The organism is Synergistaceae bacterium, assembly GCA_017540085.1.
Taxonomy (GTDB): domain Bacteria; phylum Synergistota; class Synergistia; order Synergistales; family Aminobacteriaceae; genus JAFUXM01.
This window is the reverse complement of sequence record JAFYBQ010000016.1, coordinates 1-12,911: the sequence shown is the minus strand read 5'-3', so window position 1 is coordinate 12,911 and position 12,911 is coordinate 1. Positions and strand designations below refer to the sequence as shown.

The window sequence follows — 12,911 nt, the reverse complement described above, 5'->3', positions numbered from 1 at the left end:
ATCATGAGCGACATTATCACGGTGAATGCGTCAGGGCTTTCATGCCCTCAGCCCGTCATGCTCACGAAAAAAGCACTTGCGGGACTCGAACACGGCCATGTAGAAATTCTTGTTGATACGGCAACTTCACGCAACAATGTATCACGTTTCGCAGGCAACAAGGGCTGGAATGTTGACGTTGAAGAACGCGATGAGGGCGGCTACAAATTAATCCTCACGAAATAAACGAATCCCCCGGCCATGTTTCAACCGGGGGAATTTTTGTCTTCATTTGGCGGAAGCGTGTGGGGATTGAACCCACCAGAGACAGCCATAACCGCCCCTCATCAGGTTTGAAGCCTGTGCCCGTCACCAGACGAATCTCACTTCCGAATTGTGCGTGAAAAACAGCGACATGAATTATAATGTAACAGTCAGAAAAAATCTATCAGGACATGCAAAATCATAATGGCAAATTCAGACTCCGGCAAAAATTTTTCATACAGGATATTATTTGAGCGCGTCTTTGACCCGATAGCCATACACAAAATCGAGGGCGGCAATATTACTTTTGTTGACGTTAATCCGGCGTATGAGCGCGTAATGAAGCTCTCACGGGAAAAAGTCATCGGCAGAAAATTCCATGATGTTTGGCCGAACGCTGAAGCAAAATGGCAGGGCATAATCCGCGACTGCATAGCGCAGAACAGGACGGTTCACTGTGTCGGTGAAAGCGTTGACATCGGCGGCTATCTTGAGGCTATAGCGTTCCCGATTCCAACAGACATGGCCGCAGTTATATTCCTCGACCGCACAAAGCTCAAACGCTCCGAGGATGACCTGCGTAAATATCAGGAACAATTGCGCGAGCTTGCCGCAAGACTCACAATCACAGAGGAAGACACACGCAGGAGAGTCGCAACCGAGCTTCACGACAGAATCGGCTATGATTTAATCTGTCAGCTGAGAATGTTACGGGAGCTTGAGTCGCGGAATGACGCTGAGAATATCCGCCCGCAGATTCGCAATCTCATCGCCAACACCGAACGCATTATTTCAGGCAACAGGAGTCTCATCTTTGAGCTTAGTCCCCCTGCTCTGAGGGAGGCCGGACTCAATCCTGCGCTTGAAGAGCTTGCACAGAATATTCTTGAGCCTCACGGAATCGCCTGGCACATTATCACAAGAGGAAGCGAGGAAGAATACAAAGCTGATGACTCTGTGTGTGTTCTTCTCTACCGAATGGCGCGGGAATTATTGATTAACACCGTAAAGCATTCGGGAGCGTCGCAGGTCAACATCATAATCAACCGAAAGCCGCAAATCATAACCGTAGGAGTTGAGGATAACGGAAAAGGATTGCAGGAAAATAACAAAGGATTCGGACTGTTCAGCATACGCGAAAGATTATTGGCTTTAGGCGGAAGTCTCAAGATAATATCCGAACCCGGAGAAGGAGTCATGGCCGTTATGACCTGCCCCCTGAAGATGAAGAAAGGAGATATTCTGCATGGCGACAAAAATACTTCTGGCAGATGACCACGAATTATTTGTTGAAGGACTTGCGGAACTCATGAAGAAGAAGCCCGACATTGAATTAATCGGCCGGGCAAAAGACGGAGCGGAGGCAGTATCGCAGGCCGTAAAGCTCAGGCCCGATATTATTCTGCTCGACATAACTATGCCCGAATTAAGCGGGATAAAGGCTCTCAGGCAAATTCTGCCGAAAGTCCCCGAAACACGCGCAATAATGCTCTCAATGTACAACAGCCGGGAATTAATCGTAGAGAGTCTCAGGGCGGGCGCGGTCGGATACATCCTCAAAGAATGCACATCGGAGGAGCTTTACGAGTCAATCAAAACTGTGATGATGGGAAATTTCTACATTGCAAGGTCATCGCTTGAAGTCCTCGTTGAAGACTATCTGCGGCTCTTGCGTTCTGACGAAAGAAATTCGGCGCGTCTTTTGTCGGAGCGTGAAAGGGAAGTGCTGAAACTTTTGGCTGACGGGAAAAACGCAAAGGAGATCGCCTACGATTTATCCATCAGCAAAAACACAGTGGACGTTCACAGACGGCACATCATGGAGAAAACCGGGTGCACAAGCATGGCCGGACTCGTCCGCTACGCTATACGGGAGGGCTATTGATGTCTTACCTGAACAACGCCGCTACTACATGGCCTAAGCCCGAATGCGTTGTGAATGCCGTGCGTGATTTCATGCTCACGGGAGGGGCTAACTCTTCACGGGGCAGCAATTCTCAGCGCGACATGAAGACAATGAATATCATCCTCGACTGCCGAATAAAGCTGGCTGAATTTTTCGGTGCGTATGACGATGACCCTATGACAGTAACTTTCACCGCCAACATAACCGAGTCGCTGAATGTAGTTTTGCGCGGTTACCTGCGTCCGGGAATGTCGGTTCTGACATCATCAATGGAGCATAACGCGGTAATGCGTCCTCTAAGGGCGTTAGAGTCCCGCGGGGTTAATGTCGGAGTCGTGAAGGCTGACTCGCATGGGCTAGTTCACGCTGAGGACTTCCGGCGCGAATTGGAGTCGGCAAAATATGACCTCGCTGTCATGAGCCACGCAAGCAATGTATGCGGGACAATTCAGCCAGTGAATGACATCGCGGAAATCTGTCGGGGGCGTTCCGTTCCGTTTGTGCTTGACACGGCGCAGACCGCCGGAGTGATTCCCCTGAACGCCTCAGAATTAGGGCTTGCCGCTTTGTGTTTCACCGGGCATAAATCGCTCATGGGGCCGCAGGGCACCGGGGGTATCATATGGAATCCCGAATTTGCCGCGAAAGTTGAGCCGATAATCACGGGCGGGACAGGGAGCTATTCACATCTTGAGACACAGCCGGAGGACATGCCCGACAAGTTTGAATCCGGGACTCCGAATTTACCCGGCATTGCGGGACTTAATTCCGCGCTTGACTGGCTGAATGTTACGGGGCTGAGGAAAATTGCTGACCGCGAGAATGATACGGGGCGTTACTTCCTGGAGCGTTTGCGGGAAATTGACGGCGTAATATTGTCGGGAATGCCTGATATGATGAGGCGCCTGCCAGTTTTCGCGCTGAACATTTCCGGCCATGACAACGGGATTTTAGCGGACGAGCTTTCGCGCTTAGGGTATGAGACGAGGCCGGGGCTACACTGCGCTCCGTCAGCACACAAAACGCTAGGGACATTTCCGCAGGGAGCTTTGAGAGTTTCGCCGGGATATTTCACAGAGGAGGGGGAAATAGATGGATTTATTGACGCGCTGAGAGGATTATAGGCTTTCAGGAAGGAAGACACAAAGAGCGAACAAAAAGGCTCTCAGATTTTCCCATTGCGAGAATTTCCGGGAGCCTCTTTGTTTTTTCTTGTTACCGGGCTAATATCCCTTCCATTTGTTTTCTGTACCGTTTATGATTCGCACGATGTTGGTACGGTGCCGCCACACGCACAATAACGCGAGGAGAAACGCAAGAACCGTGAAAGTTACGGGCGCGCCGAGCATGGCAAAGCATACGGATATTGAGAAAAGAGAAAGCATAGACGACAGCGACACAATACGGGTCAGCCAGCGCAGAATATACCATAGTCCCCCGCTGAAAAGAACCGCCGCAAATGACTGGTACGGCCATATAAAGAACAATGTCCCGTAAGTCGTTGCGACTCCCTTCCCGCCACTGAACTTCAGCCACACAGGATAATTATGACCCACAACAACCGCGAACGCTGACACCGCCATGATGATCTCTTTCTCCTCGTTCGGGACTATATGCGCCGCCAGCAGGAGAGCGAATGCCCCCTTCAGCATGTCAACCGCCGCCGTGAACCATGACCACGCCGCGCCCATTGCTCTGCCCACGTTAGTCGCGCCGATTGCCCCGGAGCCTATTGTCCGAATGTCGAGCCAGTCGCGTTTGCCTGATGAATCTTTGTGGAAGAGTTTTGTTACTATGTAGCCTGTAGGAAATGAGCCTATGAGATATGACACTATCACCCATAAAATTATACTCCGCATAAATTTTCCCCCTGTAATTTAATCTTTTCCGCTGATACGGTCTGAGCCTCTCTTGATGTTGAGGGCGGTTAAATCTTTGTCCTTGAGTATGTCCCACCTGAAATTGAGTACAAGAAGGAACAGTGCCGAAAACGGGTCAACCCTCCACTGCTGACTGTCGCTGAAGCTGTCGTGAAGAGTCCTGAGCTGACGTAATCCCTTGTCGTCATTGTCCATGTCGTCAAGAAAATTCCTGACTTCCGACAGAGTGTCAATCCCTGAAGCCCTGAGAATTTCGGACAGGTGCGAAAAACTTTCCCGGAGATAATCCGCGTCCGGCGTAAACTCAGGGAAGCCCGCCGAAATTGCGTTATTGTTCCATTTTCCCAGCAATGACGGGTCATCGTGGAAAAGTCGGTATAATTCCTCGTCCGTGAAAACTGTCTCAGCCGCGACAGGCTCAGGGGGCTTTTTGGCTGACGGAGGGACTAAAAGTGCCTCGCTCTTGATTTCGTCCCTGAGCGTCAAAAATCCCTTGTCGGCCTTCTCAAGCATTGCGCCCAAAAGGAACAATTCCCGCGTAAATTCGTCTTCCGACTCCGTGCCGACAGTCTGACTCACTTTCGGGAGAATCGTCGCCCATGCCTCTTGTAATAATGTGCGTAATTCGAGGCGGAAATTCAGGTCTTTATACTTCTCCCATTCTTTGAGGGTTGAGCGTGATTTTGACAATGAGAGGATGTAGACGACAGCGGGATAGCCGAATCTGCCGGGGTCTTTTAGGACTCGCGAGTTTGACGGGAGGGAGCGCGACGGGTCAACGTCAAATTCGGACTTGATGAGCGACTCAATTCTGAGAACGTCAGCCGGAAAACGCAACAATACGCGAATCGTAACGAGGTCGACTCCGGCCAAGTCTTTCTCCTCAAGAGTCGTAAGCATACGCAGAAGCTCCGCGGGAGGCTCTGCCCATCCCTCAATCGCGTAAAACTCTACTCCCTCAACTTCTACGAGGTCCTGAATCAGGTTGCGGATTCTTGCGGCGTATTCCTCGTAAAGTTTGAGGCTCTCAACGTATCTTATTCCGATTTCGTCAATCCTGCGCTTGTTCATGCGGAAATTTTATCACAACGCGGGAATTTCACTTCTTCTTATGCTCATCGCTCCATGACAGCTGTACGCTCTCAATGATTAAATCATGGCCAGCCTTCACTGCAACTTGATACTCATCCTCATAGACAATTTCGCCGGGTGTGTTTGTGTAGACGACATAGAAAGGGTGATTGTATTTCTCAAGCAGCTTCATGGCCGGGGTAATCAGCCTCATCATTTCTGCGGTGTTCTCAGTCTTGAAGAAGCACACGACATTTTCCTGCCTCTGACACTGAGGCGGCCACGGGAGAATCTCAGCGAACCACAAATCAATCTCACGGAATAATTCTGCGTCTTCAGCGTCCATTATGTCTTTCTGAATTAGTCCCCAGCACATAGAGAAGATGCCCTTTGCGTACATGGTATTCTCTGCAAGCTCGCGGCCCTGAATGCGTACGTATTTGAATTTCATGGTAAATGCCCCCTTTCTGCGAATTATATTATTTTCGGGAACAAGTCGCAAAAAAAATCCTCCCGATGATTTCAGGAGGACTCATTGATTCTTGAAGCTATACTCTTATGAAGCTGGCAGTTAATGCGGAAAGGCCATTGTTTAATTTGTCTATCGTTGAGTCCGCTGCAGGATTTACATTTGTTCCGTCCTTCGTCAGAATCGGAGTGTTAAGCACAGACATCACGGCCTTTGCAAGAGAAGCTGTAGCCAAGCACAAATTTATCTCGCTGTCGTTGAGTTCATAGCCTTGAATCTTTCTGCTGAAATCGCAGCCTGCCTTCCTGAAAACTAAATCCTCAAGTTTTCCCGCGCACTGAGAAAACATGCCATCGAGTCTCACAAGCAAAGTGTGAAACATATCTGCCCTCTCACCGATTGCCCGGCATAAAGTCTCGTTAGTCTTCATCTTTTCGGCCTTCTCGTTTGCCTCAGCCAGCATGAGTCGTGCCTTCTCTTTGTTCTCGTCAGCCTTCATGCTCGCAGATAACGCCGTGAAGAACATCACAGGTGCCGCAACAACAGCAAGAGGACTCGCCGCCAATGAGCCGATGCCAGTAAGAGCCGTGCCGATATTGCCCGCCATCAACGCGCCTCCGACAGTCGTCAATGAGCCGTTAGCCGCAATTGCCATGAGTCCCGCAGCAGCTCCCGCGCCAGCAGCACCCGCCGCCAAGCTCCCCTCATAAATACTTGACATCCTCCGAAGCTGTAACATGTCTTCCGGCGTTATCCTGAAATTTCTCAGCTCATCCATGCCGGGAAAATTTTTGTTCGGTATGTTCTCTATTCTCTCGTAATTCCGCATGAACTTTGTCATCGATGTATCGTAGACATTTTTCTTTGAGCGTCCCAAAGATAACAGCGACTGATTCATATTTTCCATGCAAGTCTCAAGAGATTTCTTTGCTGACTCGTATGTATCTTTCGCGCGCTGTGCGATTCTCTCGGCTTCTTTCTGATCGTCCCTCGCAACTGCATGACCCACTGCACCGAGTCCCCCGACTGCCGCAGCTGCTGCCCACACTAAAAACGGTAACGGCATAATTATTCTCTCCTTTCACCATTCAAACGGCACATTATTCGCAAGATGCCTTCTGTATTCCGCAACTGTCTCAAACTGAACTGTTCCGCCTAATTTCCGGGTGATAGCGTTCGCCCCGGCCGCAAATGCTGACTCCATTCCCGAAAGTGCTTCCGTGAAACACTCGCGGTAATCCCTGAACCATTCACGAAGATACGACTCAAGCTCCGCCCTGAACGCACGCTCCTGCCTCGCTGCCTCTTCAAGTTCTGCCGTCAGTCTCATACGTTCGAGGTGTTCGAGTTCTTTGCGCCGTAAATTTTCCGTGATCCTCCCGATTAGCCCGCTGGTTAACGCGCTTCCTACGAGTGATCCTATAATGCCTCCGATTATCGGGATTGGTATCAATGACTGACCGACCGCAAAGCCGTAACTCATTGCGCCGAAATTGAGTCCGCCTTCGCCAATCTCAAGCACAAATTCACGGGTATCAATCTCGCCAGTTGCGTAACGTTTTAGCGCACCGCCGAAAGCCATAACACCCGTAACGATTTGGCCGGGAACGTTTGATTTCATGAACGACTGAATGATTTTTGATGATGAACGTGAAAACGCCTGCGCTAATGTCGTGAGTCCTCCGCCGGCAACGTAACTTGAAGCTGCTCCCTTTACGCCGTCCCTAGCGATGTCAGAGAGTGCGTCCCCCGGAGATTTCTCGCCTTTAATCACCGCGATGATATTTGTGATTCCTGACGCTGTGAGCGCGCTGACTCCTCCGTACTGCGCTGCCTGAGTCCCGGCGTTGTGGAAGGTTTCGCCTACTCGGTATGCAGTTCTCCTTAGAACTTTTGAGTTGATTGCTGCATGTGCTTTCTGCTGGCTTCTGCGGAGATTTTCTGCGCCCCTGCGTGTGATTTTTCCTTGTGAGTTGGGATTCTGTATAAATTGCTCGTTGCTCTGGTCTCGTTTTGAAGCGTTGTCTGAGCGTCCTAACGGCTGAAAATTTTCTTGAATGTTTGCTATTTCCCGGCGGTCTTCATTTGTGAGAAAAGGATTGTCCTTCAGTTGTTCGTGTACTTGCTTGACCGGGACAATGTGATCTGTTTCCATTGAGTGAAGCGTCCATTCATCGCCGTATATCGCTTTTGCTTCTGCCTGAGTGCGGACGAGCGTCTGACCTGTTGCGGTGCTTGTTACTTTTGCGCCCTGCTGAAACACCTGCTCTTTGTATCGCGGCATTGCTGAAGGATCATTGTAGACTGAGCGGTCATAGCTTGACGGAGCGGCGAATCTTTTTGCGGCCATGTCTGCGGAAATTTCTGCTGACTTTGAGGCTGCGAGTCCTGCTGCGGTTAAAGGGGAATCGTCATCATACCCCCCTCCCCCGGGCTAAGTAGTTCTGCGGGCTTGTCTTTCTTCTTTGAGTCTGACACTTTATCACCTCGTTAATATATTATTTTGGATGATAAGATTTTAACATAGCACATACAAATAACAAATGCATTTGAGGAAAGGGAGAATAAAAATGTTTCAGTGCGACTGCTGCGGACTCTGCTGCCGTAATATCAGGGGGGCATATAGAGTTCACTAATACGCAAAAATCCGCAAGGTATACATTCGATACACGCGGAGTGAGGTTTGATGTCTACGCGAAATCCGACAGCCGCAAAATTTTTGACTGCGAGATTCAGACGACCGACAAGAAAGACCTTCCCCGCCGTTCGAGGGCGTATCACTCTGTTATAGGCTTAGAGGCTTTAGAGTCTGAGACGCTCACAAGATCAGGAGCGTATAATGAGCTTCCCGATGTCTATGTGATATTCATTTGTACGTTTGACCCGTTCAGGCTCGGACGGCATATCTACACATTCATGAATACTTGCGGCGAGGCTGACGGGCTGAAGCTCAATGACGGAGCTGTTACAATATTCCTTAACACGCAGGGGAAAACTGACGACATCAGCGGGGAGCTTAAAGCGTTTCTTGACTTTATGACGGGGAAGGCGGGCGGAGATCCGTTTGTCAGAGAGCTTGAAGAGCGCATGAAAGTGGCGAAACTTAATGCAAAATGGAGGCGGGTTTATATGTTTCAGATGTTGCACGATTGGGAAATACGCAGTGAGAGCATCAATCAAGGTCTAGAAGAAGGCCGCGCAAAGGGTCTCGCAGAAGGTCTTGCAGAAGGCCGAAGCGAGATGTTCAACGCTGTAATAGAGTTCATGAAATCCGAGGGAATGAGCAGTGAACAAATAGACAGGCTCAGAAATGCGGTCTATAAACCTTAACGCATTTTTTAGCAGGAGGAAGCACACACATGAAGAAAATTCTGCTCACGCTCACGCTAATATTGCTTGCAATTCCAGCAGACGCTAAATCATCCGTAACCCTCGCGGAATTGTCCGGCACTGTCGGCGTACAGATGGAGGAATTTGTCCGCGACACTATCAGAGAGTCAGAGCTTGACGGCGACTCCCTCATCATATTCCTGCTCGACACACCAGGCGGACTCGTTGAGGCAATGCGCGGAATCGTTCAGGCTATATTGTCATCACAAGTCCCGGTGGCTGTCTGGATTCCACCCGGCGGAAGGGCGGCCAGCGCGGGAGCGTTCATCGTTCAGGCGGCACACATCGCGGCCATGTCTCCGGGGACAAACATCGGCGCGGCTCATCCCGTTACAGGCGGAGGCGAGAATATCCCGGAGGGCGACATGAACACAAAAGTCATGAATGACCTTAAAGCGCAAATGCGTTCAGTAGTACAGCTCAGAGGGCGCAACGTTGAGACAGCAGAAGCCATGATTACCGACAGCGTTTCACTCACAGCGGACGAGGCACTCAGGGAAAGGGTCATTGACATTGTAGCCGGGGACATTCATTCGCTCATCAAAGCCGTGTCAGGCAGAAGGATCAAGAACGGCTCACAGTCAGCAAGAATCATTCTTGACAGCGAAATCACCGTTAAGCGCGTCAGTATGTCGTTCACCGAGCAGATTATTCAGTTTGTCTCAAGCCCGGAAATCGCGTACCTGTTATTATCCGGCGGAATGATGGCTATATTCTTTGAGGTCATCACGCCCGGAGGATTCATTCTCGGCACAACAGGAGGCGTAATGCTCCTGCTTGGCGCAATCGGACTCAAAATGCTTCCGTTCAACTGGGCCGGAGTCATTCTCGTTGTCGCAGGGATAATCTTAATGTCCGCTGACCTTATCGCGGGCGCGTCAGGCTTGCTAATGCTGCTTGGGATTCCTGTAATGTGTCTCGGCGGGATATTTCTCTTCCGTGCGCCGGGCGGTGAATTGCTACAGATTTCAATTACATTCATAGCGGGGATTGCCATTGCGCTTGGTATTACATTCGGATTCCTTGCGTATTTCATTGTGAAGGGACTCCGGCGGAAAGTCTCAACAGGCTTTCAGGGCATGAAGGGACTCACGGCTGAAGTGATTTCTGACGTAAGCGAAATTATCCCCGGTCAGGTGAAGTGCCGCGGCGAAATTTGGCGGGCAAAATCTGACGGCGGGAATATTCCGGCAGGCCATGAAGGAATCGTGAAGTCTGCTGACGGTATGACACTCATAATTTCACCTAAGCAATAAATTTCATGCCCGCAAAAAATGCAGTGCCGGATTCTTTCTCTGACACTGCAATATTTTTCCCCTAAAACATTTCCGCGATGCTCTTTGCGTCCGGGGGGCATCCTTTCACGTTTCTTTTTGCTGACGAACAGCACCGCCCGACACCTAACGCCCCTTCAGGAATATTTTTCCCCCGCCAGCCCTGACCGATATATATCTCCTGCCTGCGCCCCCGGCTGTCAGTGTGAAGAGCGCGAATCAACGCCGCGTAACAGGCGGAACACGCCGAATCCTCATGTACATTCCGCGAAAGACTCGCCACTCTCCCGGACGGCCTCGGATATTTCCCGGCGGACTCTGGCTCATTCAGGGTGAGAATATCTTCAGGGGTGAAACGCGCCGAGCCTGCCCCGAATTTTTCCGCAAGACCTATATACGGCACATCGGACAAACCGAGTCCCATAAGCCCCGCCCCGTATGCGTCAATCATAACAGGGTCAGTGCCGAGAAACATGCGGTTAGTGTGGACGGGATTTCCGCCTTCCTCAAAGTCCAAATCTCCGCAAATACTGTCTACGATAATCAGTCCCGGCTTCAGCACAGAACCTAACGCCGCAATAGGCCGAGTGAGTCCCAGCGCGTGAAAGCGGCTTTTCTCACGGTCAGGCAAACAGCCTTTGAGATTCTTTAGGGCGCACGTCATTTTCGTCTGGCAGTGTCCCTTCAAGACAGGAAGATTCACGAGAAATCCCGCCTCAAGCGCAAGCTCGCAAATCTCAAGCGGCCCTATGGGTGAGTCAACTTTGCGTGTCTTGCCGTGCTTCAGGTCGACAAAAGGAACGTTATACCGCCTGCATACATCATCATACCCGGCGCGCTTCATGGCCGGAAGAGTCTGCGCTCCTACCCAGCTTCCCTCGGCTATAGTGATGTCCCGGACTCCGTTCTCCCGGAAATATTCTATGCACCCTGAGAGGACTCCGGTGTGAGTCGTTGCTCCGTTTTCGGGAGACCCTGCCACAACAAGATTCGGCTTCAGGATGATATTTGCCCCTGACGGCACGAGATTCGCGGCGTTCGAGGCTTCAAGAAGCGCGAGAGTCATGGCGTGCGGGTCAGTCCCGTAAATGTTATATATTTTTGACATGAGAATTTTCCCCCTCCGTTATTTTATTCCCCTTCATTTCACGCAGGGCACTCCACGCAAACGGCACAGCAAGAAGAAATGTTAATCCGTCCGCAACAGGCTGCGCTGAAATTATCCCCGTCAGCCCGAAAAACTTCCGCCCGAAATACAGCGAAAGTGCCAGCATAAATCCCTGTCGTGATGCCGCAAGTATCGTAGCCCGGACTGTCCTGCGCGTGTTCTGCAAAAACATGTTCGAGATCGTAACAAAGCTCACTGTCGAATACACGAGGCATTCATAGCGCAATGCCCTAGACCCAAGCGCGATAAGCTCCGCGTCATCAGGCCGGAACAAGGCTATAATCCCCTCCGCGAACGCATATCCCGCAATGCTCAGTGATATGCAGTACACCGCCGTTGCACAGACGGAGAACAAGAAAGCACGCCTAACACGCTCAAATTTCCCCGCGCCGTAATTGAACCCGCACACAGGCTGAAATCCCTGCCCGAATCCTAACACGATGGCCGTCGCGAACATGGTAACACGGAACACTATCGACAGTGCCGCGATTGCCGTATCGCCGTAGAACCCCGCAAGCTGATTCATGTATGCCATTGAGACGCTCGCAAGCCCCTGCCGACCCAGCGAGGGAAGCCCCCCGGCTGTGATTTCCCGGTACTGCGCGAATGAAGGCCGGAAATTTCGCAGGCTCAGGCGTATTCCGTCCCTCCGCCCTGAAAGCATGAGAAGAAGCGAGAAGCTCACAATCTGCGAAATCATAGTAGCAAGAGACGCGCCCGCAACGCCCATCCCGAACACGAATATAAATACAGGGTCAAGAATGATATTCAGCAATGCACCCGATGTTATTCCCAGCATTGAGATAAAAGCATTCCCCTGAAAACGCATCTGGTTGTTCATGACGAATGACGACATAATGAACGGTGTCCCGATTAATATATACCTGAAGTACGCCCGCGCATATGGCAGTATCGTATCTGTAGAGCCTAAGAGAATCAGTATGTCATCCATAAACGCGAAGCCTAACGCCGCAATAATTATCCCTGTGAAAAGAGCCGTGAAGAATCCCGATGACGCTATAAGCTCCGCGCTCCTTCTGTCCCTTGCGCCCAATGCCCGCGATATATAGTTGGCACTTCCCTGCCCGAAAAAGAACGCTATCGCCTGAATGAACGCCATGTATGAGAACACTACCCCGACAGCCGCCGGGGACTGTACATCAATCCCGGCAACGTAGAATGTATCTGCAATGTTGTACACCGCGCTTATCATCATAGTGATTATTGAGGGGACTGCGAGACGGAAAACTAATCTGCTTACAGGGTGAGTCGTCATGAATATATATTTTCTGTCCTGAGCGTTCATCAAAAAAATTGCGCCGGATACCCCTTGCTTTCGCTATGGGGAGGAGGCGCATACCTCCTATTTATTGTTGTAACGCCCAAGGGCGTGCGGGCTTTATATCTGCTAACATGAAACAGACCTCCGCCCGCTAGAGTAATAATCCTTCGCCAATGTTATCCTGCGGTTTTGTATGCTTGCAACACTGTCCCTACCCCTCAGAACTGT

Annotated in this window: 13 protein-coding genes and 1 tRNA gene; 6 read left to right on the top strand and 8 right to left on the bottom strand. The window is 50.6% G+C overall.

Going from position 1 to position 12,911, the window contains the following annotated elements:
• Nucleotides 1–3: 3 nt before the first annotated feature.
• Nucleotides 4–225, top strand: a complete 222-nt coding sequence (locus IKQ95_03060) for a sulfurtransferase TusA family protein (GenBank protein ID MBR4195673.1) — start codon at nt 4–6, stop codon at nt 223–225.
• Nucleotides 226–272: 47 nt separating this feature from the next.
• Here IKQ95_03060 and IKQ95_03055 read toward each other — a convergent pair.
• Nucleotides 273–370 (bottom strand) — tRNA-Sec (locus IKQ95_03055).
• A 77-nt stretch (nt 371–447) separates the two neighbouring features.
• On the opposite strand from IKQ95_03055, the gene IKQ95_03050 reads away from it, so the two are divergent.
• The 3 genes from IKQ95_03050 to IKQ95_03040 are packed head-to-tail and all read left to right on the top strand — an operon-like array spanning nt 448 to nt 3,273.
• Nucleotides 448–1,518: a PAS domain-containing protein gene (locus tag IKQ95_03050; GenBank protein ID MBR4195672.1), complete on the top strand. Its 1,071-nt coding sequence runs from the start codon at nt 448–450 to the stop codon at nt 1,516–1,518.
• Nucleotides 1,490–2,128, top strand: coding sequence for a response regulator transcription factor (locus IKQ95_03045; GenBank protein MBR4195671.1), 639 nt, complete (start codon nt 1,490–1,492; stop codon nt 2,126–2,128). The genes IKQ95_03050 and IKQ95_03045 overlap by 29 nt, the downstream gene beginning before the upstream one ends.
• Nucleotides 2,125–3,273, top strand: a complete 1,149-nt coding sequence (locus IKQ95_03040) for an aminotransferase class V-fold PLP-dependent enzyme (protein ID MBR4195670.1) — start codon at nt 2,125–2,127, stop codon at nt 3,271–3,273. Before IKQ95_03045 ends, IKQ95_03040 begins: the two co-directional genes overlap by 4 nt.
• A gap of 99 nt (nt 3,274–3,372) precedes the next feature.
• Here IKQ95_03040 and plsY read toward each other — a convergent pair whose 3' ends face one another.
• The 5 genes from plsY to IKQ95_03015 form a co-directional block, all read right to left on the bottom strand.
• Nucleotides 3,373–4,008: a glycerol-3-phosphate 1-O-acyltransferase PlsY gene (gene plsY / locus IKQ95_03035; GenBank protein MBR4195669.1), complete on the bottom strand. Its 636-nt coding sequence runs from the start codon at nt 4,006–4,008 to the stop codon at nt 3,373–3,375.
• 18 nt (nt 4,009–4,026) lie between these two features.
• Nucleotides 4,027–5,100 carry a hypothetical protein gene (locus tag IKQ95_03030; GenBank protein MBR4195668.1) on the bottom strand — a complete coding sequence of 358 codons (1,074 nt, stop codon included), beginning with the start codon at nt 5,098–5,100 and terminating at the stop codon, nt 4,027–4,029.
• Nucleotides 5,101–5,128: 28 nt separating this feature from the next.
• Nucleotides 5,129–5,551, bottom strand: a complete 423-nt coding sequence (locus IKQ95_03025) for a hypothetical protein (protein ID MBR4195667.1) — start codon at nt 5,549–5,551, stop codon at nt 5,129–5,131.
• 97 nt (nt 5,552–5,648) lie between these two features.
• Entirely contained in the window at nt 5,649–6,635 is a 987-nt protein-coding gene (locus tag IKQ95_03020; protein MBR4195666.1) for a hypothetical protein, read from the bottom strand.
• Between the two features lie 15 nt (nt 6,636–6,650).
• Nucleotides 6,651–7,919, bottom strand: coding sequence for a hypothetical protein (locus tag IKQ95_03015; protein MBR4195665.1), 1,269 nt, complete (start codon nt 7,917–7,919; stop codon nt 6,651–6,653).
• A gap of 326 nt (nt 7,920–8,245) precedes the next feature.
• Between IKQ95_03015 and IKQ95_03010 the strand changes: the two genes are divergently transcribed.
• Both IKQ95_03010 and IKQ95_03005 read left to right on the top strand, forming a co-directional pair.
• The gene (locus IKQ95_03010; protein MBR4195664.1) at nt 8,246–8,899 is read left to right on the top strand and encodes an Rpn family recombination-promoting nuclease/putative transposase; all 654 of its coding nucleotides are present in this window, start codon (nt 8,246–8,248) and stop codon (nt 8,897–8,899) included.
• A 29-nt stretch (nt 8,900–8,928) separates the two neighbouring features.
• The gene (locus IKQ95_03005) at nt 8,929–10,215 is read left to right on the top strand and encodes a nodulation protein NfeD (protein MBR4195663.1); all 1,287 of its coding nucleotides are present in this window, start codon (nt 8,929–8,931) and stop codon (nt 10,213–10,215) included.
• A gap of 61 nt (nt 10,216–10,276) precedes the next feature.
• Here the strand turns inward: IKQ95_03005 and IKQ95_03000 are convergent, their stop codons facing one another.
• Both IKQ95_03000 and IKQ95_02995 read right to left on the bottom strand, forming a co-directional pair.
• Nucleotides 10,277–11,341: a DUF362 domain-containing protein gene (locus tag IKQ95_03000; GenBank protein MBR4195662.1), complete on the bottom strand. Its 1,065-nt coding sequence runs from the start codon at nt 11,339–11,341 to the stop codon at nt 10,277–10,279.
• Nucleotides 11,325–12,707, bottom strand: coding sequence for an MATE family efflux transporter (locus IKQ95_02995; protein MBR4195661.1), 1,383 nt, complete (start codon nt 12,705–12,707; stop codon nt 11,325–11,327). The genes IKQ95_03000 and IKQ95_02995 overlap by 17 nt, the downstream gene beginning before the upstream one ends.
• Nucleotides 12,708–12,911: the final 204 nt, after the last annotated feature.

Excerpts from the sequence above, each read along its gene's own strand:
- IKQ95_03060 (MBR4195673.1), top strand. The coding sequence starts at position 4 with ATGAGCGACATTATCACGGTGAATGCGTCAGGGCTTTCATGCCCTCAG.
- IKQ95_03050 (MBR4195672.1), top strand. The coding sequence starts at position 448 with ATGGCAAATTCAGACTCCGGCAAAAATTTTTCATACAGGATATTATTT.
- IKQ95_03045 (MBR4195671.1), top strand. The coding sequence starts at position 1,490 with ATGGCGACAAAAATACTTCTGGCAGATGACCACGAATTATTTGTTGAA.
- plsY (MBR4195669.1), bottom strand. The coding sequence starts at position 4,008 with ATGCGGAGTATAATTTTATGGGTGATAGTGTCATATCTCATAGGCTCA.
- IKQ95_03030 (MBR4195668.1), bottom strand. The coding sequence starts at position 5,100 with ATGAACAAGCGCAGGATTGACGAAATCGGAATAAGATACGTTGAGAGC.
- IKQ95_03025 (MBR4195667.1), bottom strand. The coding sequence starts at position 5,551 with ATGAAATTCAAATACGTACGCATTCAGGGCCGCGAGCTTGCAGAGAAT.
- IKQ95_03020 (MBR4195666.1), bottom strand. The coding sequence starts at position 6,635 with ATGCCGTTACCGTTTTTAGTGTGGGCAGCAGCTGCGGCAGTCGGGGGA.
- IKQ95_03015 (MBR4195665.1), bottom strand. The coding sequence starts at position 7,919 with ATGGCCGCAAAAAGATTCGCCGCTCCGTCAAGCTATGACCGCTCAGTC.
- IKQ95_03005 (MBR4195663.1), top strand. The coding sequence starts at position 8,929 with ATGAAGAAAATTCTGCTCACGCTCACGCTAATATTGCTTGCAATTCCA.
- IKQ95_03000 (MBR4195662.1), bottom strand. The coding sequence starts at position 11,341 with ATGTCAAAAATATATAACATTTACGGGACTGACCCGCACGCCATGACT.
- IKQ95_02995 (MBR4195661.1), bottom strand. The coding sequence starts at position 12,707 with ATGAACGCTCAGGACAGAAAATATATATTCATGACGACTCACCCTGTA.